The sequence below is a fragment of the Paenibacillus chitinolyticus NBRC 15660 genome (genome assembly GCF_000739915.1).
GTDB lineage: Bacteria > Bacillota > Bacilli > Paenibacillales > NBRC-103111 > Paenibacillus_F > Paenibacillus_F chitinolyticus.
In genome coordinates this window covers 153,909-179,169 of the sequence record NZ_BBJT01000001.1, presented here as the reverse complement: position 1 = coordinate 179,169, position 25,261 = coordinate 153,909, and the positions used below count along the sequence as shown (strand labels likewise).

Here is a 25,261-nt window from a genome sequence, read left to right as displayed (position 1 = left end):
TCTCTCCTTCTTCATCTGGTTTGGATTAGAGAATCTCCTCTTCAAGCTGTCTACATAAACTAAGACACTTCGTCTGAACGAAGTGTCTCTACATGAATCCGTATTCTTCTTGCTAACCAGGGAATCCAGTCGTTCAGCCTGCTCGGTCAAGATCGAGCTAGTCCCCCCTCTTTTCAGCTCCTGCTCCTGTGTCGGTGCCCGGCGATTCGTCGTCCGTCACTTACGAGGTATACGGCCCGCAGGGCTTGGCGGCGACCGTGACAAAAAAAGAGACCAGCTCCGCATAGAAGCTGATTTCTGGTCGATTTCATTCCGTTTTTTTGTTTACACTTTCCAGACTCTTGAACTCGTATCCCTGCTTTCTTGCTTCATCAATAATTTTGTCCAAGGCATCCGTATTGTCCGTTGAAATGGAGTGCAGCAGAATGACCGCGCCCGGATGAAGCTGGGCAATGACTTTATCGTAGGCATATTTCCAGCCCTTTTGATCTCTGACGTCCCAGTCTTTATAAGCAATCGACCAAAATACGTTGATATAGCCGTGTTGTTTGCTGACCTCTAACACCCGGTCGCTGAAAATTCCACGGGGCGGGCGCATGAAAGACATCGTTTGCACCCCGGTCAGATTGACGACGGCATTTTTGACCCGGTCCAGCTCGGTCTTTATTTTCTCGTCGGAGATTTGGGACATGTCCGGATGACTCCAGGAATGGTTGCCGATAAGATGACCTTCTGCCGTCATTCGCTTAACCAATTCGGGCTTATCCTCGACATAATGACCGGTTAGAAAAAATGCCGCGGGCACCTGCTTCGCTTTTAATACATCCAGTATTTTAGGCGTACACCCGTTTTCATACCCGTTATCGAAAGTTAGATAAAGTTCTTTTTTGCCGGTATCCCCCAGAAAAACCGCATCATGTTTCTCCAAAATACTCTTGAATCCTTCTTCATCAATGGAGGCAGGCTTCCCTTGTTTGCTCTTTTTGAATCCGAAGTGATACGGCTTATTCCCTCCATCCGCCGCCAAGGTATCTAAAGGAAAAACCGTGATGAAAATTGTCAATAAAGCAAAAACGATCGTAACCTTTTTCATGATTCGCCTCCGATTTCATATCTTTGATGCATTGGTAATATGTCTCTAATCGGAGGGATTCATGCGATTCCGTTCTTTGGAACTTTGTGGATCGTAAAAACAAAAATATCTGCCGAGTGACGGATATTTCCTTTTATTTGAATGATTGTAGATATTTTTATTATTTTACTTACTCGAAAAAGTATCTCCGTCCTCTATTCTTCCCGATTGATAGCCTTTGCTGAACCAGGATTTTCTTTGTTCCGATGTGCCGTGCGTAAAGCTTTCGGGAACCACGTAGCCGCGCGCTCTTTTCTGAATCGCATCATCCCCGACCGCACTGGCGGCCGTTAACGCTTCCTCCAGATCCCCTTCTTCAAGCACATCCATCCCTTTGGCATGATGCGCCCAGACGCCGGCGAAATAATCGGCTTGGAGTTCAAAACGGACCAGATATTTATTGAATTCCGCTTCACTCATCTTTTGGCGCAGCGGCATAATCTTGTCGGATGTCCCGAGAAGTGTTTGCACATGATGTCCAACTTCATGAGCGATTACGTAAGCCATGGCAAAATCCCCCGGCGCTTTAAACTCCTGCTTAAGCTCGTTATAGAAGCTTAGATCGATGTATAGCTTGCGGTCGCCCGGACAATAAAACGGTCCCGTTGACGAACCCGCCGTTCCGCAAGCGGATTGCACCTGGTCCGTATACAAAACGAGCGTCGGCTTCTCATAAACGAGGCCCCGCTCCTTAAACTGGGCGGTCCATACGTCTTCCGTGTCAGCCAGGACAACAGAGACAAACTGCGAAAGCTCTTTCTCCTGCTGCGTTTCCTCGTAAGGCGCGTTTGATCCGGAGCCCGCTCCCGTCAAATCACTCAGCAAATCGCCGGGGTTTCCGCCAAGCAGAGTCATAAGGAGCACGATAATGATCCCGCCGATCCCTCCTCCGACGAGCGTTTTACCGCCGACTCCCCTCCGGTCTTCCACGTTTGAACTTCCTCTTCTTCCCTGCCACTTCATCGCTTGTCCTCCCCTGGTGTATAGTAACAAGTCCGTTAGAATGAATCATTTTATATGGGTATATACCCGATTTGTAAAGTCAGAAACTTTGTGGAGGTTTGGCGTACGCTTCAAAATCCAACCCTTTCCAGCCAAACAAAAAGAACCGCGCTTGCCGCGGCTCTTTCTGAATAAACTCTATTTCCTTTATTTCCCGAGCCGGCACCTTACCCCTGAGCAGCCGCACTCTCATCCATATAAATAAACTCCCAGTGATGTCCGTCGATATCCCGGAAGCTCCACGTATACATAAAGCCATGGTCCACCTTATCATTCAAAGGACTTCCTCCTGCCCCCAGCGCGTTGTTCACAATCTCGTCCACCTGCTCTTTGCTGTCCGCAGATAAGGCGATAATGACTTCGGCACTTTTTTCCGTATCGGCAATCTCCTTATTCGTAAACGTTTTGAAGAAATCTTCAACCAGAAGCATCACATAAATGCTATCGCTGACAACCATGCAAGTTGCATTCTCGCCCGTAAATTGGTCATTGAATTCAAAGCCGAGCGCCGTGAAAAATTGTACCGATTTGTCCAGATTTTTAACCGGTAAGTTCACAAAAATTTTATCCGCTTTAGTTGCCATTTAGAAATACCTCCACGTCATCTATTGTGTTTTCCGAAAAATTCTTCCGGTTTCTTTAATTGTAGCATTGGCTTCCCGGAAGCATTTCTCTTAAATTGCGCTTTAAGTTAGTGAAGTTATGTATAACAGGTTCTGCGTGATAAATCGGTTTAGCGATATGTTGCTGTCTCATTCCTATATACGCACATACGTTCACTTTAGAGTTATAATGGGGAGGTAAAAGGAGGTGTTTCCAGCTATGTCAGAGCGGTTTCGGAAAGCGGCGAAATTGGATAGCCCCTCAGCCGATAAATGGCAGGCCATTATCAGCAATGATTCTTCATACGACGGCGTCTTTTTTTACGGAGTGAAAACAACCGGCATTTTTTGCCGTCCTTCCTGCAAATCCAAAGCACCCAAACCGGAAAACACCTGCATATTCCAAGATGCCGAACAAGCCCTGCAGGCCCAATTCCGTCCGTGCAAAAGATGTAAACCGACCGGCAGGCGCCTTCCCGAAGACGACTGGATCGAACAAATCGCCCATTACGCGGACAACCACTACAAACAACCGCTGACGCTCAGAACTTTCTCGGAAATTTGCCATGGCAGTCCTTATCATCTGCAGCGTACGTTCAAACGAATTAAAGGAATGACTCCGTTGGAATACCTTCGGCACATTCGCATCGAGAATGCCAAGAGTCTGCTTGGGAATTCGGAGCTCTCGGTGTCCGACATCGGATCTAAAGTCGGTATTCCGAACACCTCCTATTTCATTACGCTGTTTAAAAAGAAAACCGGGTATACACCCGCAGGCTACCGGCAGTCCCTAAGCTTGACCCGAACGATAGAAAACTGAGTACCTTCGGCGGAGACTTATGCAGCCCCTCGTTATAAACAAGTCGGAAACAATTAGAGGAACGGAGCGACTATGAAACCGGAATACGGGTATACAATGCCTAAAACACTGCTGAATAAAGGAACGGGGTTTCTTGCCGGGTATACCCATTCATTAAATCCTTACACGGGCTGTTCCTTCGGCTGTTCCTATTGTTATGTAAGAAAAATGCCTGTCTCCACTTTTCGCGGAGCCGAATGGGGAACCTGGGTGGATATCAAGAAAGAAGCGGCTGAACTTTTCCGCAAAGAGCTTCGACGTGCGAAAAGCAAAGGTCCCGTCACTCTCTTTATGTCCTCAAGTACGGATCCTTATCAGCCGATTGAATACAAAGAAAGAGTCACCCGGTCGCTGCTCGAAGTGATGACCGAAGAGCCACCCGATTTTGTGCTGCTCCAAACAAGGAGCCCTTTAGTAGAGCGGGACATGGATCTTCTGCTTCAATTGAAAAATCAGGTCCGTGTCAGCATGACGGTAGAAACGGATCTGGACGAGATTAGAAAGCGGTTCTCACCGGCGGCGCCGCCTATACAAGCACGCTTAAAGACTCTTAAAGCGTTAAAAGCTGCCGGAATACCCGCACAAGCAGCCATTGCCCCTCTCCTGCCAAGCAGTGAGGCATTTCCGGAGCTGTTAAAATCGGTTGTGAACCGGGTTTGCGTTGACGATTATTTTATGGGGGACGGCAGCGGCGGTAGACGTACGCGGAGTTTGAACATGGAAACCGCCTATAAGGAGTTAGGAATGGAAGATTGGTATCATCCTCATGCTTATCGGTTTATGGTCGAACGCTTGAAGAAAGTGTTTGCCGAGAATCAGATCTTTATAAGCCAGAAAGGTTTCGAACCTTAGGTTCTGCATCCGTTAGGTGAATGCAGGCAATTAATGAAGGCAAAAATCCGCGGATATGCGGATTTTTGCTTTTTTTTGTTATAGAGGAGATTTATCGGGGGGAGCAAAATTGCTATCGCAAGTCGCTATGGTAACCGGCTAGCATTGGCTTGATTTACTGGGATTGTCTGCAAGCCGATGTGTCGGACGTGATCATCCAAGAGATACCGTATTTATCCTCAAACTGTCCGAATAAAGCTCCCCAAAAAGCCGGCTCCAAAGGCTGCTTTACAGTCCCGCCTTGCGAGAGCTTGTCAAAAGCCGTGTGAGCTTCTTCTTCGGTCGGGAATTCGAGACAGAGACTTACGACGTTGCCCGGATTCAACGATTCGAACATCGAATCCGACATCAGAAAAGTAACTCCGGCCGCAACCAGGCTCAGGTTGATGACTTTGTCTTTCAGCTCTTCTTCATTCGCGTCCGGCACCTCTCCGTACGTGGTCACGGACGTAATCTCTCCACCCAGCGCCTGTACGTAAAATTCAGCTTGGGCCCGCGCATCCTCGGAAAAAATATAAGTCGTATGTTTAGCCATTCATCAACATCCTCTCGAAAGTTAGTAGGAGTTCCTATGAATAAGTTTAGCATCGATTGAAACCGGGGATTTCTTATAAATTGCGGTTTTACAGGTGGAACACCGTCCGATTACCGGCTGCCTGGAGGAGTAGTTCGCGTGAGGAAATTATTCATAAGAACCGGCAGTGAGATCAAAATCGGCGGATCGTCATAACGCGGAACGTGCAGGGTAACGAGCTGCTGCGGTACGGGAATTCCCGGTTCAACGACGATCGGTTCCCTCGAACGGGTACGCAGCGTCGCTTCCGGCAGAAGAAAATCAACGGCCTTCGTCCCCCAGGAGACGGAGGTTGCCATCAGGTAATAGGTGCCCGGCTTAACGCCCGGAATGCGGAAGCTTCCGAGTGAAGAAAGCAGTGTGCCGTATAGCGGCAGCCCTTCAGGAATCGGTTTGGCGAACAGTCCGATCAGAACGACGCCCTCGAACGGTATCGCGGCTTGAACGATTCCTTCGATATTTCCGAAAGGAAGTGCGGCCGTTTCGGGCATCGACCAGTCATCCAGCTTCTTAAGGGAGTGAAAGTGGCTGTCGGCTAAAAATGTGGAATTCCGGAATTCAGACGGGGTCATCCCGACTTTTTCGGTAAATCTTGTTGTGAAGGTACCGAGACTTTGCTGGCCGATTTCAAGGCCGATGTCACGAATGCTCAAATTCGTGCGCAGCAGCAGGTCTTTGGCTTTCTGAAGACGAAGCGAAGAAACATAGTATTGAGGAGTAAGTCCGATTTTTTCTTTGAAAAGTCTTGTAAAGTGGTAAGGGCTGTAGGCGGCGTAAGAGGCCAGTTGGTTAAGCGAAAGAGGCTCGTAAATGTTTCTCTGAATGTACAAAATAACCTCATCGATTTCGGAATACCGGTCAGTCAAACGATTCACCTTCCTTGTATTCTTTGCTCACCCATTTTACCACATTCCTCCTGGGCTTTGTACGAACAAAACATTAAAATAGAATGTTTGTTCCCCTTTTTCTTTATAAAAAAGCCCTGCCGCAGCAATTGCTGGACAGGACTTTTTCTGAGCGGCATATAACCTGGCCGGGGCGATTAGAACACTTTCGTCGTCCAGGATTCGCAGTTCCAAGTTTCCGTAACAACTTCACGATAAAATTCGGGTTCATGAGAAATGAGCAGGATGCTGCCTTTGTAAGCTTTGAGCGCGCGGGCTAATTCTTCCTTCGCATCCACGTCCAAGTGATTGGTCGGCTCGTCAAATACAAGCAGGTTGGTTTCGTTGTTGATCAGCTTGCAGAGACGAACTTTGGCTTTCTCTCCGCCGCTTAGCACCGTGATTTTGCTCTCGATATGCTTGGTCGTCAAACCGCATTTCGCCAGAGCGGCCCGCACTTCAAACTGAGTGTAGGAAGGGAATTCTTTCCAAATTTCTTCGATACACGTGTTGTAGTTGGCCTCTTTCATTTCCTGTTCGAAGTACCCGATGCTGAGGTTGTCGCCGAGCTGCACGGACCCTGACAATGCGGGTATTTCTCCGAGAATGCTGCGCAAGAGGGTCGTTTTACCGATTCCGTTCGCACCGACCAGGGCGATTTTCTGACCGCGTTCCATGCGGAGATCGAGCGGTCTGGACAGCGCCTCTTCATAACCGATGACCAGGTCTTTCGTTTCGAAAATCAGTTTACCTGACGTTCTGCCCTCTTTGAAGTTAAACTGCGGTTTCGGTTTCTCTTTGGCCAGCTCGATTACGTCCATTTTGTCGAGTTTCTTTTGCCGGGACATGGCCATATTCCGAGTGGCGACGCTCGCTTTGTTACGGGCCACGAAGTCTTTCAGGTCCGCGATTTCCTGCTGCTGGCGCTTATAAGCCGATTCCAGCTGCTGTTTTTTCATTTCATAGACTTGCTTGAAGTGATCATAGTCGCCTACGTATCGGTTTAATTCCTGGTTTTCCATATGATAAATCAGGTTAATGACGCTGTTCAGGAACGGAATGTCGTGCGAAATCAGAATAAAGGCATTCTCGTACTCCTGCAGGTAGCGCTTCAGCCATTCGATGTGCTGCTCGTCCAGATAGTTGGTAGGCTCGTCAAGGAGAAGGATATCCGGCTTCTCCAGAAGCAGCTTCGCCAGCAGGACCTTCGTCCGCTGACCGCCGCTGAGGTCGTTGACGTCCTTGTCCAGCCCGATATCCGTAAGGCCGAGGCCGCGGGCGGTTTCTTCGATTTTGGCGTCGATCATATAAAAATCCTGATTGGTCAGCGTATCCTGGATCGTGCCGACGTCTTCAAGCAGCTGCTCCAGTTCTTCCGGAGTGACGTCCCCCATTTTCTCGTACATGCCGTTCATTTCCTGCTCCATGTCGAACAGATATTGAAAAGCTCCTTTAAGCACATCGCGGATAGTCATGCCTTTGCTGAGAACCGCATGCTGATCCAAATACCCGACCCGCATCCGTTTCGACCATTCCACTTTGCCGTCATCCGGCTGGAGCTTGCCCGTAATAATGTTCATGAAGGTAGACTTACCTTCTCCGTTGGCACCGATGAGTCCGATATGCTCGCCTTTCAGGAGGCGGAAAGATACGTCGTTAAAGATCGCGCGGTCACCAAAACCGTGGCTCAGTCGTTCTACGTTTAATATGCTCATGAATAGACACCTTTTCTTATAAACTTTTTACTCGCTTTATTATAAGCGTTACGGGGTGGACAACTCAATGCACGATTGAAAAAAAGCCGTTTTCTTTCAAAGTTTGACGTATCGGCGGATTCTTTAAAAATAAGGCTAAAGTACGAGATGGATTTTATTGACAGTTAAAAATGACGCATGCTAGAATCTTGGTAAATATTGGTTGCTAGTTTTGATTCTATCATTCTCCCTCTTCCTTTCTCCGGATGTTATTGCTGCACGGCAGTTTATACCCGACTGATATAGTCTTCCGATATGAAGCGTTCTGCGCTTACATATATACCGCCTGCGCGGTAATTTTATGGAGAAGGTGAGGAAGAAACATGTTGAAAAAATGGTTTTTGTCACTCGCTATCGCAGGCTCGGCCCTATTAAGCGGGCTAGCCGGACAAGCGGAAGCGTCCGCGTCGGTACTGCCTGCGGCAGCGCCGCCTGTCGTAAAGGGAGGTGAATTAACCTCTCCGACCGATTTCAAGTCCCAGCGCGATGCTCTGCCGGAATCCCGCAAGCCTCTTGAAGCTCCTCTATCGCTGGATAAAGCGGCTCGCGGTCAGGGATTATCCGTGAACGTGAATGCCGCACTCAACAACAACCCGAACAATGCGATACAAGTCGTAACGGGAGCCGTTTATGCGGATAAAATTACGGAAGAGGGCGGACAGCGGTGGTACGTCTTCCAAACGAACGCTCCGGGCAAACTGACCGCCTATCTTCAAACGATTCCTTCCGCCTCCATTGATTACGATCTTCACTTATTCCGATACGATCCGGCAACGAGCAGTCTGGTGGAGCAGGAGACTTCCTCCTACGGTCCTCAATCCAATGAACAAATCAGCCGGATAGCACCCGCAGGTATTTACTTCCTGGCGGTTTCGGCCTACACGGGATTCGATGCCAATACGTCTTATTACTTTACGGTTGTAGAATCGCCATCCTACGATTCGGCTGAGCCGGACGATAACATCTGGCATGCCCAGGAGAAAACAGATTCGTTTACGGTCAGCGGCCAGACGATCGACAACAGCCTGGACGCCGATTGGATCAAATATACCGTTACCGCCGCAAAATCTTTCCATATCAAACTGGCCAACAACGCACCGGGCACAACCTATCAGCTGCAGATTTTCAACCAGAATTTGGGGTCGCTCGGCACAGTGGACCAGAACAAAGATGTGGACGCCTCCCTGACACCCGGCACCTATTATCTGCGGGTAGTCTCCCTGAATTCGTATAATGCTTCCGTTCCGTATTCACTTACTTTCAGTGAATACAAAGCACCGGCTTCGGTCGAAATCGTAAGCATCAAATCGGAACCGAATGTCGACGCCGGAAAACGGATCGATTATGGGGAAGGCAATAAATGGAGGATCCAAAATTACATGACGGTGACCGGTCTCGCCAAAGACGCTTCGGGAGCACCTGCTTTCAATGCTCCGATTACCGTCTATATACAAACCAAACTGAACAACAAAATTTATAGCGGAACGGGTACGACGAGCAGCAACGGAACCTTCAACGTAGCGATCAACGGAATACAGCCTGCCATCGGACAAAATTTGTTCTACGGCTACGTTTCAACCCACTATTACGATATTATCCCTCTTCTCGTATATTCCGGCGGAACACAACTGAACGCCAACGATAACTCGCTGTATCATTACGCTTATTCCATTTATAACCCTCATTGACTACTTCGCACATAAAAAAGAGCCCGACCTCGTCGGGCTCTTATGCATGCCCCCTAAAAATGGGGAAGCTGATCCAGATTGTTCGACTTAATTCCGTCGGGCTCGCTGCGGAGAATATCGCGGCCGTACCGGTGAAACACGTCTACATGGGCTAGGTTGCCGGACTTGGCTTCATTCAAGGCGGAGACATAGTCGAGCTCGCGGCCGGAGGACGTTTTAACGGCGATAATGTCCCCGTCCTCGTTTTTGCGCACAGCCACGATCGATTCCAAACCGTCAGCCGCGGCTTCCGTCTGCTCCTGAACGGCCTGCAATTCTCCCTGCTGCTTGTAATTCTCGTAAATCGCTTCGAAGTCGGTATTCGTCGATCCTTCATTCATCGGAATCACCTCGGATATAGCATGCCTATTTTTACTTTCTTTTATAAAAGGCCGCGGACTGCGGAAAGGTTTTGCAGTATGGATAGTTACGCTTTATTTCTATTCATCAGAGCGTGAATCGTATCGGAAACAGCTTTCTCGTGAGGCGTCCAAATGATCGGACCGATTTCCTTCTCATACTTCCGGCCGCTCAGTACGAACGGCTCTTCGGTCAAGTAGAGCATTTCGACGACTTCCTTCATCACGGGGTTAAAAAGACCTGCCAGTGACAGGCTCACGCGTCCGAGGGGGTATACCGCCTTTCGTTTGCCGCTGGCCCGCTGTGCGAGCTGAACGAGTTCTTTTCCCGACAAAAGCCCCGGTCCCGGAATGTGCCAGTTCTGACCCTCGGTACCGTCACGGCCGGCAATCTCGACAATCATTCTGGAGGCGTCCGGCAAGTACACATACTCCCGCGGAACGGTCATATTGCCGATAAAAACAGCCGGCTTCCCCGCGGCTATCGCTTCCATGGTTACGGAAAGATAAGAAGCCTGCGCGGAAGGACCGTAGTAATCGGGCAGCCGAACGATAAGAGGCTTCGCTCTCTTCCAGCGGGATGCGAAAATCAACTGCTCATACGCAAACCTCACTTTGCCTTTACGCGTATGCGGCTGTTTGGGGTGATCCTCCTCCGCCTTCGCCGCGCCTGTTCTCCTGCCGTACGGATAAATTCCGTCCACCACGACAACTTTAACGGCCAAGTGCTCGGCCGCTTTCATAACGGCTTCGCCAAGAGGCAAAAGTCTCGATTCCATCTCGTGGTAAGGAATATTCGCGCTGTGAAACAAAACATCTGCGCCTTCCGCGGCTTTGATGATCCCGGCGGAGTCGAAGGCATCTCCTTTCACCAGTTTTAGATGCGGAGGATTTCCCAGCTCCAGCTTCAGCTTTTCCAGTTTGGCGAAGGAACGGCCGAAAGCGACCGTTTCTATCCCCCGTTTGACCAATTCTTCCGTAAGAGTCGTTCCGACTCCGCCTGTTGCACCCAAAACAACCGCTTTTTTCATAATAACCGCTCCTTTATATGTTATTGATTGACCAATTACTACTTGTTAAAAAAATTTTCCCGATGCCTGTTTTATTTTTTTAGCATCAGGTCGGGTAATCCGATCGCCATCGACACATTGCACAGCATGCCTCTGGCCAGAAAATCCGATGTCCGCCGCTCCGCGTCTTCCATCTCCGCCTCTTCAAAAGCGTTCAACACAAGCCGTTTAACGCGGCTCATCCCCTCCTGCATCGTCTTGCGGACCGCTTCCTCCCGGATCGTCTGCGCCTGCATTTGAAGCAAAATTTCGCTCCCGTGAGCGGCCAAAATGCCTTCGTACGCTTCAATGAAGCCTCTCTCCAGCGTGTCGGGCGAAGCCGATTCAAGCACCTGCCGGAATGCCGTTTCTATCCGCTGCCACGATACTTCAAGAGCTTCGACGAGCAGCGACTCTTTGGTGAAAAAACGGTACACGTACGGCTGGGAAATAGCTGCACGTTCGGCAACCTGTGCCGTAGTCGCCCGGTAATAGCCGATTTCCGCAAATACTTCGATAGCGGCCGACACGATATCGGTCCGGCGGCTCGCGGAGGACGTATTTTTTTTGACCATAGAGACAGCTCCTTACTTCTAAATTCTAGTTATTGATTGGCCAATCACTAATTTAAATCCATCATATGCCACACCGTGCGGATTTGCAAGTATTATCTAACAAAAAAAGTCAGACTGCGTACAGTCCGACTCTCTTTTGGGTTCCGCCTCAGTGGGAATGAAAGGAGTCCGCCCCTCTTATTCTTCCGGTAAAAGCAGGCTGTGCTGGCATACGGTTTGCAGATCTCTCCATGTCCGGTTAACCGGACTGTCTTCCATGGCCGCCGACAAACCCAGCAGCGAAAAGAGTTCAAACGTGCCTGTCAGCACGCTGCGTACGGCACTCAGGCATTGTTCGGATACCTGCTTCTCGCCGGCTTCGGACAAGCTGCCGTGCAGGACAAGCTCGTCCCACGAGCGCGTTATTGCCGAATAGAAGGCGGATTCGGTCCTGCTCAGAAGAGCCTCCTGCTCTTCCAGCTTCCTCTGAACGTTCGCTTTCCGTTCCTTCACGCGGATATAGTCGCGGGCCGCTTCGGCGAAATGAGCGGCGATGCCCAGGGCAACCGCGGCAAAAGAAGCCTGGGCAAACGGGATAAACGGGTACCGGTAAATAAGCTCGTCTCCGTAGGCGTGTACTTCCGTGAAGAGAAACGTCATTCTGTCCGGGACGAACAGGTCCGCAACGGAAATGCTGTGGCTCCCGGTCGCCTTGAGGCCGAATGTATTCCAGTCCGGGTGAATACGGACTTGATCCGGCGTGAAAATAAACGCACGGATTTCTGCATTCTCTCCCGGTTCCTCCCCTTCCGGCGCTTCAACTATACAGTTAGCGGTGAACATCGTGGCGTGGGCGGCGCCGCTGCAGTATTTCCAGCGGCCGCTCACCATATAGCCGTTTTCGACCCGCTTGGCTGTACCGGTTGGCGCGCCGCTGCCCGCAACGACGGCTTTTTCATCGGCAAACAAAGCCGCTCCGACTTCCGGCTTCATTAACGATGCGAAAAATCCGCCGCCCGCTCCGATGGTCACCAGCCAGCCTAACCCTCCGTCTACGCGCGAGCACTCCCGGAAAATACGGAGAGCGTCCGGTAGAGAAGACATACGGCCGTTCAAATCGTCCGGGACGAACAATTTAAACCATCTGTTTTGATAAATCAGGTTAAGCAGTTCTTCGGTCAATGCTCCCTCAGACTCCATGCCCGGCGATTGTTCTCTGATCCGCTGTACTTCCTCTTGGGTGAATATCATAGATACCGCTTCCTTTTGGTTGGTTTTGAATGGACTTTTTTGGTTTTTGGGCTCTATGTATTCTAACACGGGATGGCGCATCGTTCACGGCGATTTGCCCCCGGGCGCTTTTATAAGGCCTGTAAAGAACGGCTATAAAGAGAACTGTCCCTCGTGAGAAGGCGGCGGCTGTGATAAAGTAAATGTAACTTATCAGAGGAGGCGTTACGTGTGGTGGATTTTATCCGGGTCAGATCTTTGCACATCTAAGGATGGCGTCAAAGACTCTGTGTGTTGTGTGCAGAGGACTACGGGATAGGTCTGTCATTTTACAGGTAACCCTCGATCGGTTAGACGAAGAGGTTCATCTATAGACCCTATATATCCGCAGGGCAGGAAATCGCGCGATTTCTATGCCCGGTCCTCTTGTATTCCGGCACGGGAACTATTCTTGTGCTGTTTTTATTTTGCTATCGAGAGGATGATTGATTTGGAACGACACAAACAAAAAGCAATTCTTATCGGGATTCATCCGGGTAACCGTGAGGATTTCGGCTATTTTATGGAAGAGCTCGCTAATCTGGCCGCCGCGGCCGGGATCGAAGAAGCCGGCATGCTGACCCAGAAGCTGGCCCGCAGCAATCCTTCCCACTATATCGGAAAAGGAAAAATCGAAGAGCTGCTGGAGCTCATCGAAGCTCACGGCGCCGATCTCGTCATCTGCAACGACGAGCTTACGCCTTCACAGCTGCGCAATCTGGAAGCCGCCTTAGACCGGACCGTTATGGACCGGACGGCCTTGATTCTCGCGATTTTCGCGGAGAGAGCCCGTACCAGAGAAGCTCAGCTTCAAGTCGAGGTTGCCCGGCTCCACTATATGCTCCCCCGTCTGGTCGGTTTGCGCGAGTCGCTTGGACGCCAAGGCGGCGGAGCGGGCCTTAAAAACAGAGGCGCAGGAGAAACGAAGCTGGAGCTGGACCGGCGCAGAATCGAAGAGCGGATCGTCATGCTTCAGAAGGAGCTCGAGCAGCTCGTCAGCCATCGCCAAACCCAGCGCAAGAAACGCCGCAAGACCGAAGTTCCCGTCGTCTGTCTCGTCGGCTATACGAATGCGGGCAAATCCAGTCTGATGAACGCCATGATGGAGGCGCACAATCCCGGCCCCGGCAAGCAGGTTATGGCGGAAGACCGGCTGTTCGCCACGCTGGAGACGTCCGTGCGCAGCATCCAGCTGCAGGACCGTAAATCGTTCCTGCTGACCGACACGGTCGGATTTGTCAGCCAGCTGCCCCACCATCTCGTTAAAGCGTTCCGCTCTACGCTGGAAGAAGTTGCGGAAGCGGATTTGCTGCTTCACGTCGTCGACAGTTCCAGCCCGGTATACGAGCAGCAAATGGCGGTAACGGAGGAAACGCTCAAGGAGCTTGGAGCCGATCATATCCCTAAGCTGATCGTGTACAACAAGGCGGACCTGTCTTCCCTTGAGTTTCCTAGTGCGGATAACGGCCATGTCGTGATTTCCGCCAAACTAAGAGCCGGAATCTCCGAATTGACGGAGCAGATCCGGGAGCGTATCTTCCGGCATGAAGTTCATTGCGAGCTGCTCGTTCCTTACGACCAGAGCCACGTGGCCGCTTATTTCAATGAATTCGCCCGCGTCCGGTCTGTCCGCTACGAGGCGGACGGCGCACGGCTTACCGTGGAATGCCCGGAATCCGTTCTGGAACGCTACCGCGGTTCCTATATTCCGCTTTCGGACGGCCAGGCTTACCCGGACAATTAGAACGATACCTTTCAGCAGGATCGACTGACGAAATGAACAAAATAAAGATACCCCTAGCATTCCGCTTGACGCGGGCAGCTACGGGTGTCTTTTCTTTTGCCCTCGGATTCCCTCAATGAAAAAAACCTCCCTGATTCAGGGAGGCTTCATAAGTGCGGCTTGCACGGCTCATGCCGTTAAATGAACGTCGTAACCACCAGAAATAAATTTAGTAAAATAACGATTGCGGCGATGATCCAACCAAGCACCGTCGTCCAGCGCTGATTGACGAGGCCTCCCATAATCGAGCGGTTGCTCGTAAAGAGCAGAAGGGGCACCAGCGCGAAGGCGATGCCGAACGATAACACAACCTGGCTCATAATAAGCGCTCTGGTCGCATCGATTCCCATAATGATAATAACCAGCGGCGGGATGGTCGTAATGGCGCGGCGCAGATATAAATTAATCCGTTTGTTGATAAAGCCCTGCATGACTACGTCCCCGGCTAACGTTCCGACAGATGCGCTGGAGAGACCCGCGATTAAGAGGGCCAGACCGAACGATACGGCGGATACCGGACCGGCCAGCTCATAAAACTTGTGGAACGCTTCGTCGAGTTCCTCCACACCGAGTCCGTTTTTGAAAAACAAGGCGGCGGATATAATGACCATCGCCATGTTTACCGCGCCCGCGATCACCATCGCCAGGACGATATCAATAAACTCAAGTTTGAAAATCCGTTTTTTCTCTTGCTCGTTCTTGCCGACAATCCGTTTCTGAGTCAAAGACGAGTGCAAATAAATGGCATGCGGCATAACGGTAGCTCCCAACATCCCCGCCGCGAGCAAAATGCTATCGATCCCTTGGAATTTCGGAGTGATAATACCCGTGGCGACCGCCCCGACATCCGGCTGCGCGTTGATCACCTGAAGCGCAAAGGAGCAGACGACAATCAGGATCATGCCGGCTATTCCGGCCTCCAGGGATCTGTACCCCCGCCGCTGCAGTTCAAGAATGGCGAACGAGCCTACCGCCGTAATCAGCGCGGCCGGCAGCATCGGAATGTCGAACAGCAGATACAGGCCCAAGGCCGCGCCTATGAATTCGGCCAGATCCGTTGCGATAATGACCAGCTCGCTCTGAATCCACAAGAAGATCGAGACCGGTTTCGGAAACCGCTCGCGCGCGACTTCCGGCAGATTCATGCCTGTCGCAATGCCGAGTTTCGCCGATAAAGCCTGTATAAGAACCGCCATCAGATTCGACACGGCAATCACCCAAAGGAGGAGATAGCCATACTTCGAACCCGCCGTAATATTGGTTGCAAAATTTCCGGGGTCCAGATAAGCGACCGCTGCGATAAACGCCGGCCCCAGAAAAGGAAGCAATCGTTTAAGTCCCTTCACGTCCCCGTTCAATACGGATTCCGCGTTAAGAGGTATTCGTTTATATTTCGTGATGCCCTGTTCAGCCATAGTACTCACCTCTTGCCTAAAAGTTACCTGCGTGCATAAATGTTTCTCTCACGCAAAATATTAACTTGATTATAGACCCTTCTCTTCCGCTTGTAAACCGTCAAACATAGCTATGTGACCCGACTTTCACCTGTTTTCTGAACGATGTATGTAATTATTACGTCGGGTCGCCGTTTTCTAACGTCTTTAAATTTTTCTTTAGAGAGAAAAACAAAATCAGCGGATAATTCCATTATATGATTATATAATTCCCCTTTAGTTTGTATGATTAAGTCCTTATTTGTTTGATTATTCGGAAGAAAACGTAATAAACAGAGAAGGTGTGGATACAATGATAAGAAAATGGATGAGGAGTTCCCTCAGCACTATTCTCGGAGGCACGCTCCTTTTCGGTTCATTGGCCGCGTTTTCCCCTGCCACAACCTATGCGGCGGCAGACAAACCCGCTACAAGAGCTTTTTCAACGCAGCCAAAGAGGGCCCCATCATCCCCAGTCTGAAAAGCGACAAGAAATGGGTTCCTCAAGGTCTCGCCCTATGGACCAGCAAAAAATGAATTATCGCATCCCAGTATTCCGATCACCTCCCTGACCGGTCTTCCCGATTACAGCAAAATCATGATGATAAAAATATGCCCTATCTCATCAGGCATCGTATGCAACGATCTCCGAAGGTGTGCTCTGGATCGGCACCTGCACAGTGAGCAAATCCGATACACGAAGGCTGCCGTATCACGGATCGATTGAACTATTTTTATAACTGACCGTCCCTTACATAAACTTGCTTACGTAACTGGACGATTGTCTCCCATCTCCCTTGAGTGCAATTTACAAACTTTGTAAGGTTTCGCGACGTCCTTTCTTTTCATAGACAGTTACCTCCAAAAATAAAAAACCCGTTTAATTTAAACGGGTTTTAGCTTATATAATTACTCATTTCATGTTGTTTTAAGTATTGCATACTAGATATTCCAAAATTTGTTTCTTCAGGATTGGGAATAATTGCGTTCGTAATACTTTCGTGTACAAAATGAAAATACTTATCATATGGAATCGGATCGACTGTTTCAATCAATACATGAACAAGAACGTCCTCCTCTTGGTGTACGATACATGTCACAGGGTAGTTGCCAGTGAAATTCTTAATACCTATGCTGATATTTCTTTCAATATCTTCATTACCTACTTCGTCTAACTTATGTAGAATTATTAAGTATGCAAAATAATTTTCTATGGGATTATGGTGTGTCACATAACCACCAGTATTTTTATATTCTTGGATATCCTTTATCGCTTCTTCCATGTTGGTATCAGCATCGATTGCCAGAAATACTTTAGCAAATTTTATAAATTGCTCTGTTTGGTACATATAAAATTGCTTTTGTACCTCTTTATTAAATTCTAATATCAATTCTGGTGCTGGCCCCTTAATTTGTCCTCTTACTTTGTACCACCAATCATCTTTTCTATCATCTGTCACCAGAATTACTGATTTAATTTCCTCCTTTTTAGCATATTCTAAAAGTTGCTTCCAATAAACTAAATCACCATATTGATCCTTGTATATTTTCCCGTTATAGTATGATATTTTATCTTTTTTGTCAGCAGAATCCATATAACCAGGTGGTATGTGCTTTGCGTATCTCTCTAATCCTTCTTTGTATATTTCATCTAACATTTCTTGGGGGTATTCTTCACCAACATTTGTTTTAATAATTGAGCTAATTTCTTCTTTTACTAAATCCAAATTAGGTTGCAATTCTTTCTGGAGATCCAACAATAACTTGCTTTCCTCTGCGATGTTTCCTATTTTATTAATTACCTGACTTACATCAATATTCGAATGTCTAAGCTTCTTAAGTTCTTGCTGTAAAGTACCAATCGCCTTTGTAATAATATCTTTCGTCTCTTGATAAGCATTATTTTGATTTATAAATTCTCCATGAATGTTTCTATGATATTCATATGCTATTTGATGTGGAATCCAGATACGATCTGACAAATTTTTTAAAATTTTCAATAATAGTTCTCTAGCATCTTTTGGATAACGATAGATATTTAATAAACTATTTGTATCAAAAATAAAAACACATTCCGACCATAACTTCTTAAATTCTTCATCAGATGGATGATAAAATCCTGAAAATGTATCTTTCATAGAGACCTTTCCTGATCCAAATATTTTTATATTCCAATTCTATAACAAATTAATTTTTTCCTCTATAAAAGTTACTTAGTTTTACAATATTTTCTTTCGATCCAAAGCGATTACGGTATGAGTGTAAACAAAAAAAATGAAAGTCAATTTCTCTCGTTTAAAATCATATTGTTTAGGCATCTAACCAATCCTCACACCAAACCCCTGACGATTTACGTCTAAGGACCAAGTCCCACAGCTTGGCCGAGTGCCTACGTTGATAAGGGTTACAGTAGGCATCACCCGAGCCTTGTTTCGGCTCCGTGAATCTACTGTAACCCCAGGTAACGGACATTTTGTGGACAGTGTTTGGACAGCAATTGGACAGAAAATGGACATTTTTCAGTCGAAGTAAAGCAGGGTATTTGCTACCGAAAGAATACCCTCCGTAATTTTACGATCTATTGTTTTTTCGCAGCAGTGCCAGCCGCTAAAATACAGGATGGCTGCCCTGGAGTTCCCCTTTATAAATCGATACTCCATTACGCTGCGAACATCCGCAAAGGTGATCTGGCTTATTGCCTTTTCTATACGCCTAGTTGATTTAATCAAAGCCGCTTGCCTTCTGATTTGTATCTCCGTTTCAGGAGGTTCACTTTCGAAGAGAAGGACCTTTTGCTTATTCTCTCTGTATTTCCGCAAGGCAACTTTAGCCCGAGCTATATCGGCCTGTGTCGCCTCTGGAAAAAGCTCTTCCATGTACATAACTGACATTCCCTCTCACCCCCTCCATGTGATATATTGGAATTGAGAGCACTGCGCCGCGCTCGGACCAGTTTCCCAACGATGCCGGAGACTTTGTATTGTTAATCTTTATGAATAGAATAAGCGTAACAAATTCGTTCCTTTGATCTTAAAGCATCGATTCTATAAAGCTGATTTCTTATCCTTAAAATGTTGCCAGCCTTAACTTTAATAGAAAGCCTGGCAATTAGTTCACCATCTGAATCAAGCATCTTTATTACTGAAGCTTTGTTCATTATCGCCTTCTACTCCTTCTTGTGCTTAATATACTGATGCTGTTATACTTTTGTAGTACGTAGTATGCCACCAGTGCAGGTTCGATTCCTGCGTTCTCCACTCTCGCAGCTCTAATGCTTAAAAACTGGTACTTAGGCACCCTTTTTTCAGGAGTTATAAGTGCTTCAGTTGCTATCCTCTTCTCTCTTTTTCCAAAGAAAGGAATGGTGCTGATGAGTGCATTATTTATTTTGTTGTCCCTGGTGGCTTGGGGAGAATTGGTGTAATGGTAGCACGGATTATCATATCAAACCTAGGGGCAACACCAACAACAATGCCGTCCATCTGGGCGGCTTTTTTTGCGCTAAATTTCACAAAGTAAGGAACACGGATTTTTCGATAAGTTCAATGATTTAATCATCCTCACAAAATAAATATAATGGTATAATTTTCTTAACACATAGAAAGAAGTAGGTTTTTTGTCTATATCTTCATTGTTAAATAACAATAAACTTAATATTTACTGTATTGATTACAGAGGCTATAGGTTTCTAATTTACAGAAGCTCTGTAGGTGTAAACCGCATCGTTTTGGTGGAGGAAGTCCTATCTGGTGTCCGCGAAGTTCCGACAGATCATCCTACAATAGATTCTGAAACCAGCATGGATAACTTTGTAGAGGATTAATGGACAAAGTTATTCAACAAAATTTCTCCAAAGATGTATGAATAAAATGTTGTTGCCACTCATTAGAGTGGCTTGTGCCTCCGATGTCGGAAGGAATCAGCCTCTATGGAACGGATCAATAGGTCAGTTTCGAATCCCGGGCCAAAATTTACGACGGCCGGGACAGGCTGTATAATTTTTTGTTACCTGGACATCAAAAAATTCAAATGACGCGGTTGACACGTCCTTCACAGACAAAAGACCCTGCAGAGCCTTCATAGGCTTTACAGGGTCTTTCTATCATGCACTTTATACCGGCCGGATAACCGATACGCGGTTTCTGCCTTCGTTTTTTGCTTTCTGCAGCGCACGTTCCGCCGCATAGACGAGATCGTCCGGACCGCTGCCCGGCTCCGGATAAGCCGATGACACACCCAGACTGACGGTGAGGTAATCGCCGCTGTCGCTATGAGTCTGCGGGATTTTCATGGAGAGAACGCCGAGCCGGATCTGTTCCGCCAAATCGACGGCCTTCTCAATCGCAGCTTCCAGCCGGAGGACGAACGTCCCTCCGCCGTACCGGGCGATGACCGCTTCGTTCGGCTTGCCGATCGCAACCAGGATGTCCGACATCCACTGCAGGCAGGTGTCTCCGCCCTGATAGCCGTACAAAGCGTTGTAGGCTTTGAAATGGTCGATGTCCATCAGAATCAGGGAAACCGGCGATCCTGCGCCTGCGGCGCGCTTCCACTCCTTCTCCAGATTCTCGTCGAAGAAGCGTCGGTTGGGCATTTCGGTCAGGGAGTCCGTGTTAATAAACGTCTGCAATTGATTGCTGACTTCCGAGAACACCTCTTTCTCCCCTTCCTCTCTGCGCCGCGCGATGGCAAACAGGGAAGGCTTGCCGTCGTACACGACGCTCGCCATCGTAATCTCAAGCTGCCGATCCCCTCCCGCCACGGTTACGTATCTGCCGCTCATCGAAAACAACGAAAGCGCATTGGCGTCCAGCTCCGCCATTTTCCGCTGCAGAACCGGAAGGAATTCGGGATGTACGAAATTCGCCACCGCTTTGCCGATCAGCTCTTCCGGATTCGCGGCTTCAAAAAGCTCCGCGCCCTGTTCGTTGCAGTAAACGACACGGTTGTCCGTGATCGTGAAGAAGGCAACGGGTGAAAGCTCCATAAGCTGCAAATACCTTTTCTCGTTTTCCTTAAGAATACGGGAATTTTGCTGAGCCTGTTCCTCCGCCTGCCTCATCTGGTTCTCCGTCTGCTTGAGCATGATGGATTTCAGGTCGGAAAGCTGCCGCAGCTCCTGGATTTTCCATGGCAGAGACGACGATTCGACAACCTGTCTCCACTTCTCGAACGATTTGCGCGGCGACAGCCGGACACCGTCGTTCTCCCTAAGCACGGCCTTGGAAGGGTCCCCCGCCCAGTTGACGACTTGCACGACTTCGGGCCGGAACCAGATTACATAATCTTTGCCGTCCGGCGATAGGGCCAGATAAAGCGCCCCGGATGCGGTTTTCTTGTATGCCGCGGCAGGCGGATGCTCCTGACTGAGCCTCGATGTGTGATATTCGTAATCGTCGGCTTGTCTCGACATCCAGAACGCCAGTTCCCGTATTTGCTCTTTTTCCGGCGCGCTGCCGAATATAGCCAGCTTATCCTTATAGCAGACGGCGACACCGGATGCGTTCATTACCTGGAGAAGCGATTTTTCTTCCAGTTTAAGCTGCTCCATGACACGATTCGCGCTGGTATTTCCGATAAAAATATTGGAAATCCGGTTCGCCATCGTCTTTAATTCGATTTCGGTCTGATAGTCGTCGAGCTGCTGTCGTTGATAGAGTTCACTGGAGAAGAAGAACCCCAGGAAGTTGCACAGATTGCGGACCCGATGCGTGATATATTTCGGTGTATAGTGGTGGCAGGTAACAAGGCCCCACAGCTTGTTGTCGTGAATAAGCGAGATCGTTGTCGTCGCTCCTACTCCCATGTTCTGCAAATATTCAATATGCAAAGGGGATACGCTCCGTAGCACGGACAAACTGAGATTGAGCGGTCTGCCTGTAGCGGGATGAAGGGTGGGAACAATTTCGACCGGCTTGTAATACACATCGACGATCATCCTCAACCAGTTTCTCAAATACAGCTCCCGGGCCTGCTTGGGAATGTCGGATGCGGGATAGTGATGGCCCAGAAACGGTTCCAGCCCCTCTTCTTTCGCTTCCGCGATCACCTTGCCGTTCCATTCCTCGTCGAATTCGTACACCATCACCCGGTCGTAGCCCAGCATCTCCTTGATCTGTTCCGCGGCCATCTGGCTGGCTTCTACCCGGTTGCCCGTCCGCTTCATTTTGCAGAAGAACGTCTGGATCCATTCGTAGTCTTGAAAGACCGGCTCTTCCTTGTCGGACGCGGGTTCAAGCTCAAGAATAAGCAGATCTTCGCTTTCGTGCATAATGCCGTAAAAAGAGACGGGGTCGCCCCCGACTTCAATGCTGATATTCATATAATGAAGCTTGGAAGGATCGAACGTCCGGCTTCCGAGTTCTTCCTGCATAGCGGCAAGCTGCGCCTTTCCCACAACGTCTTCCAGCGGCCGTCCGAGAAGTTCTTCCGTAGTCCGGCCCAACATGAGATCGACATTCCTACTGCACTGGACGATTAAAGGTTGCTCCGTCGTGTTGGTAACGGCAAGAAGGACACCGTGCGGCTGTATAAGGCCGGGAATATGAATAGGTTCCTTGTCACAATTGGTCAGGTCAATCTCTTCATTCGGGGAGGCGAAATTACCCTCCGTTAAAAGAGTCCGGTTCAGAACCTCCGGATCTTTCGCTTTGCTTCTGTCCGTCATAAAGGCATCCGCCCCTTATTTTTTAAATTACAGCCGTATGACTCCCGGAATCTTCCTTCAGCCATTGATCCAGGAGGATAAAGGTTTCTTTGGCCGCTGTAAGGACTTGTTCCTGCTCTTCTTCCTTCACATTCTCCAAAAGAAACTCGCGGAATTCGCTCCATTTGGTCCGCAGCTCCGCTCCATAGCTGTTGAAATAACGTCCGTTCACTTCGGGGTCTACCGAAAGAATCGCCTTCAATTGCTTTGTAATCAATTGCCCGCCAAGCGTGGAGCCTTCCAGCACGTACAAATAGCCGAGTGCGCGGGGCAGTGTGGAGACATCCGGAAGATTGCCGCACCGGGGCAGTTCTTCGATTTGCCGCTTCGTCAGGCCAAGCTGCTCCAAATCGTTTTCGAGAAGGGGCGTTTTCAGGCGGGATTCGATATCGAAACCGCGTTCCTCCCATTCGGGCAGTGCGCTCAGCGCTTTTTCCGACGGCACAATAAAGCCGTAAAATTTCTCGAGATACGTCTTGTAAGTTTCGAGTGTTAAAGATTTATCCATAATCGCTTTCGCATACGGGTTCTGCTCGATCTGGTCGTGAAAGGGCGCCGTTTCTTCTCTTAACCGGCTGACGATAGTAGTTGTCATTATGATTTCCCCTTATTCTTTTTTTATAATGATAGCAAAAGCCCGGGATAAAAGCACACAAGCCTCTACAACGCACGAAAAAAATCCCGCGCTTTACGCAAAATATATCGGTTAGTTCCCGTCTTCATTCTTCGGCGAAGCAGCAGTTTGAAGTGGCGGTTCCCCTCACTAGAGCGGCGGCGCGGGATTGACCGGGAAATTATCGTATACTTTCCCCGGAAATAAAAAAATCCGCGTGTCCCGCGGATTTTTCGAGTTATTTTTCACTTGTTCAAGTGATAAGGAACCGTCGCGATGACCACATCTTTGCGGTTAAACAGGTAGGCTCTAAGCAGCAGGCTGGTCTGATTGTGCAGAATATGCTGCCACCAGTGCTTGGTGATAAACTGCGGGATCAGCACCGTGATGTGGTCGGTTTCCGCCGTTTTCCACTCCACCGTATCGACAAACTTGATGAGCGGCCGGATAATGCTGCGATAGCTCGAACGAAGTACGATCAGCCGCACGCCGGGGTCCCACTCTTCCCACTTCTTCTCCATGCGCTCGATCTCCTCATCGTTAAAACCGACATAGACGGCCACCACGTTGTCCGTAACGGATTTGGCGTAGCCGAGCGATTGTTTCACGACTTGAGTGATTCCGGCGATCGGAACGACTATCGTGTTTCCTTTGATCAGCGGTTTGTCGCGGGCAAGGTCGATGCGGAGCTGGTCGGCCGTATTTTCGTAATGCCGTTTGGTCTGGATAAAAATAAAGATGACAAACGGCAGGAAGAAGAACACCATCCAGATCTGGCTGAACTTCGTGAAAACAAAGATCAGGGAAATCGTTAACGTCGTTAACATACCGATCGTGTTGACGATAAAGCGTCCGAGCCAGCCGGACGGCTTCAGCTTGATCCAGCGGACCATCATCCCGAGCTGGGAAAGCGTGAAGGGGATAAACACCCCCAAGGCGTACAGAGGGATCAGGTTTTCGGTATCCCCGTTGAATACGATAACGAGCAGCGCGGACAAGACGCCAAGATTGATAATCCCGTTCGAAAATCCGAGACGGTCGCCGCGGACCATAAACATCCGGGGCATGAATTTGTCCTTGGCCAGCATAAAGGCAAGCAGCGGGAAAGCCGAATACGCCGTATTGGCGGCCAAAAACAAGATCAGCGCTGTTACGCCCTGAATGAAGTAATAAATAAATCCGCGGCCGAAGGTGGCGTTCGCGATTTGCGAAACGACGGTTTCCTTCTCGCTGGGCGCAATGCCGTACCAGTACGCGAGAAGGCTGATCCCAATGAACATGGCACCGAGAATCGTGCCCATCATGACGAGTGTCGCCGCCGCGTTGCGTTCGGCCGGTTTTTTGAAGTTCGGAATGGCGTTCGAGACCGCTTCGACTCCGGTCAGCGCCGAACAGCCCGAACTGAATGCTTTCAAGATCAGGAACAGGCTGATATTCGACACGGTCGTACTCATCTCGGGTACGGCGGCATGAACGCCGCCGGTGAAATATTTGACCACGCCGGAAATAATCAGCACAAAGATCGAAACGACGAATAAATAAACTGGCAGAGCGAGCACCGATGCGGATTCCGTGATGCCTCTCAAGTTCATGATCGTCAGAAAGAGGATCATCGTCAGCGAGATCAGCACCCGGTGATCGTGCAGGGACGGGAACGCCGACGTGATGGCGTCGGTTCCCGCAGAAGAACTCACGGCTACCGTTAGAATGTAGTCCACGAGCAGCGAGCCGCCGGCCAGCAGTCCGGTATGAACGCCCAGATTATTTTTCGCGACGATATAGGCGCCGCCCCCGGTAGGATAAGCAAAAATGGTCTGCCGGTAGGACAAGATGAGAATAAGCAGCAGACCGAGTACCCCCAGGGAAATGGGAACCGAATACCAGAGTGCCGTAAAACCTGCGGCCATCAGGACGATGAGGATTTGCTCGGTCCCGTATGCGACGGAAGACAGCGCATCGGAAGACAGGACGGCAAGCGCCTTAAGCTTGTTCAGTTTCTCCCCTTCGATTTCCGCGCTTTTCATAGGGCGTCCGATTAGCAATCTTTTAAATTTACCGACCATGGCGATA

Annotated in this window: 21 protein-coding genes; 4 read left to right on the top strand and 17 right to left on the bottom strand. The window is 49.0% G+C overall.

All coding sequences use genetic code 11. The features are described 5' to 3' along the window. Positions 1 to 307 precede the first annotated feature (307 nt). The 3 genes from pdaA to PCH01S_RS00730 form a co-directional block, all read right to left on the bottom strand. Positions 308 to 1,093, bottom strand: a complete 786-nt coding sequence (pdaA, locus tag PCH01S_RS00740) for a delta-lactam-biosynthetic de-N-acetylase (RefSeq protein ID WP_042225859.1) — start codon at positions 1,091 to 1,093, stop codon at positions 308 to 310. A 165-nt stretch (positions 1,094 to 1,258) separates the two neighbouring features. Beyond that, positions 1,259 to 2,095, bottom strand: a complete 837-nt coding sequence (gene ypfJ, locus PCH01S_RS00735) for a KPN_02809 family neutral zinc metallopeptidase (protein WP_042225858.1) — start codon at positions 2,093 to 2,095, stop codon at positions 1,259 to 1,261. A gap of 206 nt (positions 2,096 to 2,301) precedes the next feature. Beyond that, positions 2,302 to 2,718 carry a VOC family protein gene (locus tag PCH01S_RS00730; RefSeq protein WP_042225857.1) on the bottom strand — a complete coding sequence of 139 codons (417 nt, stop codon included), beginning with the start codon at positions 2,716 to 2,718 and terminating at the stop codon, positions 2,302 to 2,304. Between the two features lie 238 nt (positions 2,719 to 2,956). Between PCH01S_RS00730 and PCH01S_RS00725 the strand changes: the two genes are divergently transcribed. Together PCH01S_RS00725 and PCH01S_RS00720 are read left to right on the top strand one after the other, a co-directional pair. Beyond that, complete coding sequence (locus PCH01S_RS00725) at positions 2,957 to 3,556, top strand: bifunctional transcriptional activator/DNA repair enzyme AdaA (protein WP_042225855.1); 600 nt, start codon at positions 2,957 to 2,959, stop codon at positions 3,554 to 3,556. 72 nt (positions 3,557 to 3,628) lie between these two features. Then, positions 3,629 to 4,447, top strand: a complete 819-nt coding sequence (locus tag PCH01S_RS00720; protein WP_042225854.1) for an SPL family radical SAM protein — start codon at positions 3,629 to 3,631, stop codon at positions 4,445 to 4,447. 154 nt (positions 4,448 to 4,601) lie between these two features. On the opposite strand, the gene PCH01S_RS00715 is transcribed toward PCH01S_RS00720, so the two are convergent. From PCH01S_RS00715 to PCH01S_RS00705, 3 genes are all read right to left on the bottom strand, one after another. Beyond that, positions 4,602 to 5,021 carry a VOC family protein gene (locus PCH01S_RS00715; RefSeq protein ID WP_042225853.1) on the bottom strand — a complete coding sequence of 140 codons (420 nt, stop codon included), beginning with the start codon at positions 5,019 to 5,021 and terminating at the stop codon, positions 4,602 to 4,604. A gap of 110 nt (positions 5,022 to 5,131) precedes the next feature. Beyond that, positions 5,132 to 5,926 carry a helix-turn-helix transcriptional regulator gene (locus tag PCH01S_RS00710; RefSeq protein ID WP_042225852.1) on the bottom strand — a complete coding sequence of 265 codons (795 nt, stop codon included), beginning with the start codon at positions 5,924 to 5,926 and terminating at the stop codon, positions 5,132 to 5,134. 176 nt (positions 5,927 to 6,102) lie between these two features. Further along, a complete protein-coding gene (locus PCH01S_RS00705) occupies positions 6,103 to 7,659 on the bottom strand; it encodes an ABC-F family ATP-binding cassette domain-containing protein (RefSeq protein WP_042225850.1) in 1,557 nt (518 codons plus the stop codon). Between the two features lie 362 nt (positions 7,660 to 8,021). Here PCH01S_RS00705 and PCH01S_RS29130 point away from each other — a divergent pair, with 362 nt between their 5' ends. Beyond that, entirely contained in the window at positions 8,022 to 9,386 is a 1,365-nt protein-coding gene (locus PCH01S_RS29130) for a hypothetical protein (protein WP_053228602.1), read from the top strand. A gap of 53 nt (positions 9,387 to 9,439) precedes the next feature. Here the strand turns inward: PCH01S_RS29130 and PCH01S_RS00695 are convergent, their stop codons facing one another. From PCH01S_RS00695 to PCH01S_RS00680, 4 genes are all read right to left on the bottom strand, one after another. Next, complete coding sequence (locus PCH01S_RS00695; protein WP_042225847.1) at positions 9,440 to 9,766, bottom strand: DUF3892 domain-containing protein; 327 nt, start codon at positions 9,764 to 9,766, stop codon at positions 9,440 to 9,442. An 86-nt stretch (positions 9,767 to 9,852) separates the two neighbouring features. Beyond that, positions 9,853 to 10,815, bottom strand: a complete 963-nt coding sequence (locus PCH01S_RS00690; RefSeq protein WP_042225845.1) for an SDR family NAD(P)-dependent oxidoreductase — start codon at positions 10,813 to 10,815, stop codon at positions 9,853 to 9,855. Between the two features lie 71 nt (positions 10,816 to 10,886). Continuing rightward, positions 10,887 to 11,408, bottom strand: a complete 522-nt coding sequence (locus PCH01S_RS00685; RefSeq protein WP_042225844.1) for a TetR/AcrR family transcriptional regulator — start codon at positions 11,406 to 11,408, stop codon at positions 10,887 to 10,889. Positions 11,409 to 11,585: 177 nt separating this feature from the next. Continuing rightward, on the bottom strand, positions 11,586 to 12,638 hold the full coding sequence (locus tag PCH01S_RS00680; RefSeq protein WP_042225842.1) for an acyl-CoA dehydrogenase family protein: 1,053 nt from the start codon (positions 12,636 to 12,638) through the stop codon (positions 11,586 to 11,588). 469 nt (positions 12,639 to 13,107) lie between these two features. On the opposite strand from PCH01S_RS00680, the gene hflX reads away from it, so the two are divergent. Beyond that, positions 13,108 to 14,400, top strand: a complete 1,293-nt coding sequence (hflX, locus tag PCH01S_RS00675) for a GTPase HflX (RefSeq protein WP_042225840.1) — start codon at positions 13,108 to 13,110, stop codon at positions 14,398 to 14,400. A 176-nt stretch (positions 14,401 to 14,576) separates the two neighbouring features. Here the strand turns inward: hflX and PCH01S_RS00670 are convergent, their stop codons facing one another. The 7 genes from PCH01S_RS00670 to PCH01S_RS00645 form a co-directional block, all read right to left on the bottom strand. Beyond that, positions 14,577 to 15,854 carry an Nramp family divalent metal transporter gene (locus tag PCH01S_RS00670; protein ID WP_042225839.1) on the bottom strand — a complete coding sequence of 426 codons (1,278 nt, stop codon included), beginning with the start codon at positions 15,852 to 15,854 and terminating at the stop codon, positions 14,577 to 14,579. Positions 15,855 to 16,768: 914 nt separating this feature from the next. Then, positions 16,769 to 18,010 carry a PIN domain-containing protein gene (locus PCH01S_RS00665; RefSeq protein WP_053228601.1) on the bottom strand — a complete coding sequence of 414 codons (1,242 nt, stop codon included), beginning with the start codon at positions 18,008 to 18,010 and terminating at the stop codon, positions 16,769 to 16,771. Between the two features lie 381 nt (positions 18,011 to 18,391). Further along, positions 18,392 to 18,763, bottom strand: a complete 372-nt coding sequence (locus tag PCH01S_RS00660; protein WP_042225837.1) for a hypothetical protein — start codon at positions 18,761 to 18,763, stop codon at positions 18,392 to 18,394. A 92-nt stretch (positions 18,764 to 18,855) separates the two neighbouring features. After that, entirely contained in the window at positions 18,856 to 19,029 is a 174-nt protein-coding gene (locus PCH01S_RS30105; protein ID WP_156972770.1) for a hypothetical protein, read from the bottom strand. 954 nt (positions 19,030 to 19,983) lie between these two features. Then, the gene (locus PCH01S_RS00655; protein WP_042225836.1) at positions 19,984 to 22,539 is read right to left on the bottom strand and encodes a diguanylate cyclase domain-containing protein; all 2,556 of its coding nucleotides are present in this window, start codon (positions 22,537 to 22,539) and stop codon (positions 19,984 to 19,986) included. A gap of 22 nt (positions 22,540 to 22,561) precedes the next feature. After that, positions 22,562 to 23,173, bottom strand: a complete 612-nt coding sequence (locus PCH01S_RS00650) for a biliverdin-producing heme oxygenase (RefSeq protein ID WP_042225834.1) — start codon at positions 23,171 to 23,173, stop codon at positions 22,562 to 22,564. Positions 23,174 to 23,436: 263 nt separating this feature from the next. After that, positions 23,437 to 25,254 carry an APC family permease gene (locus tag PCH01S_RS00645; RefSeq protein WP_042225833.1) on the bottom strand — a complete coding sequence of 606 codons (1,818 nt, stop codon included), beginning with the start codon at positions 25,252 to 25,254 and terminating at the stop codon, positions 23,437 to 23,439. Between the last annotated feature and the right edge of the window lie 7 nt (positions 25,255 to 25,261).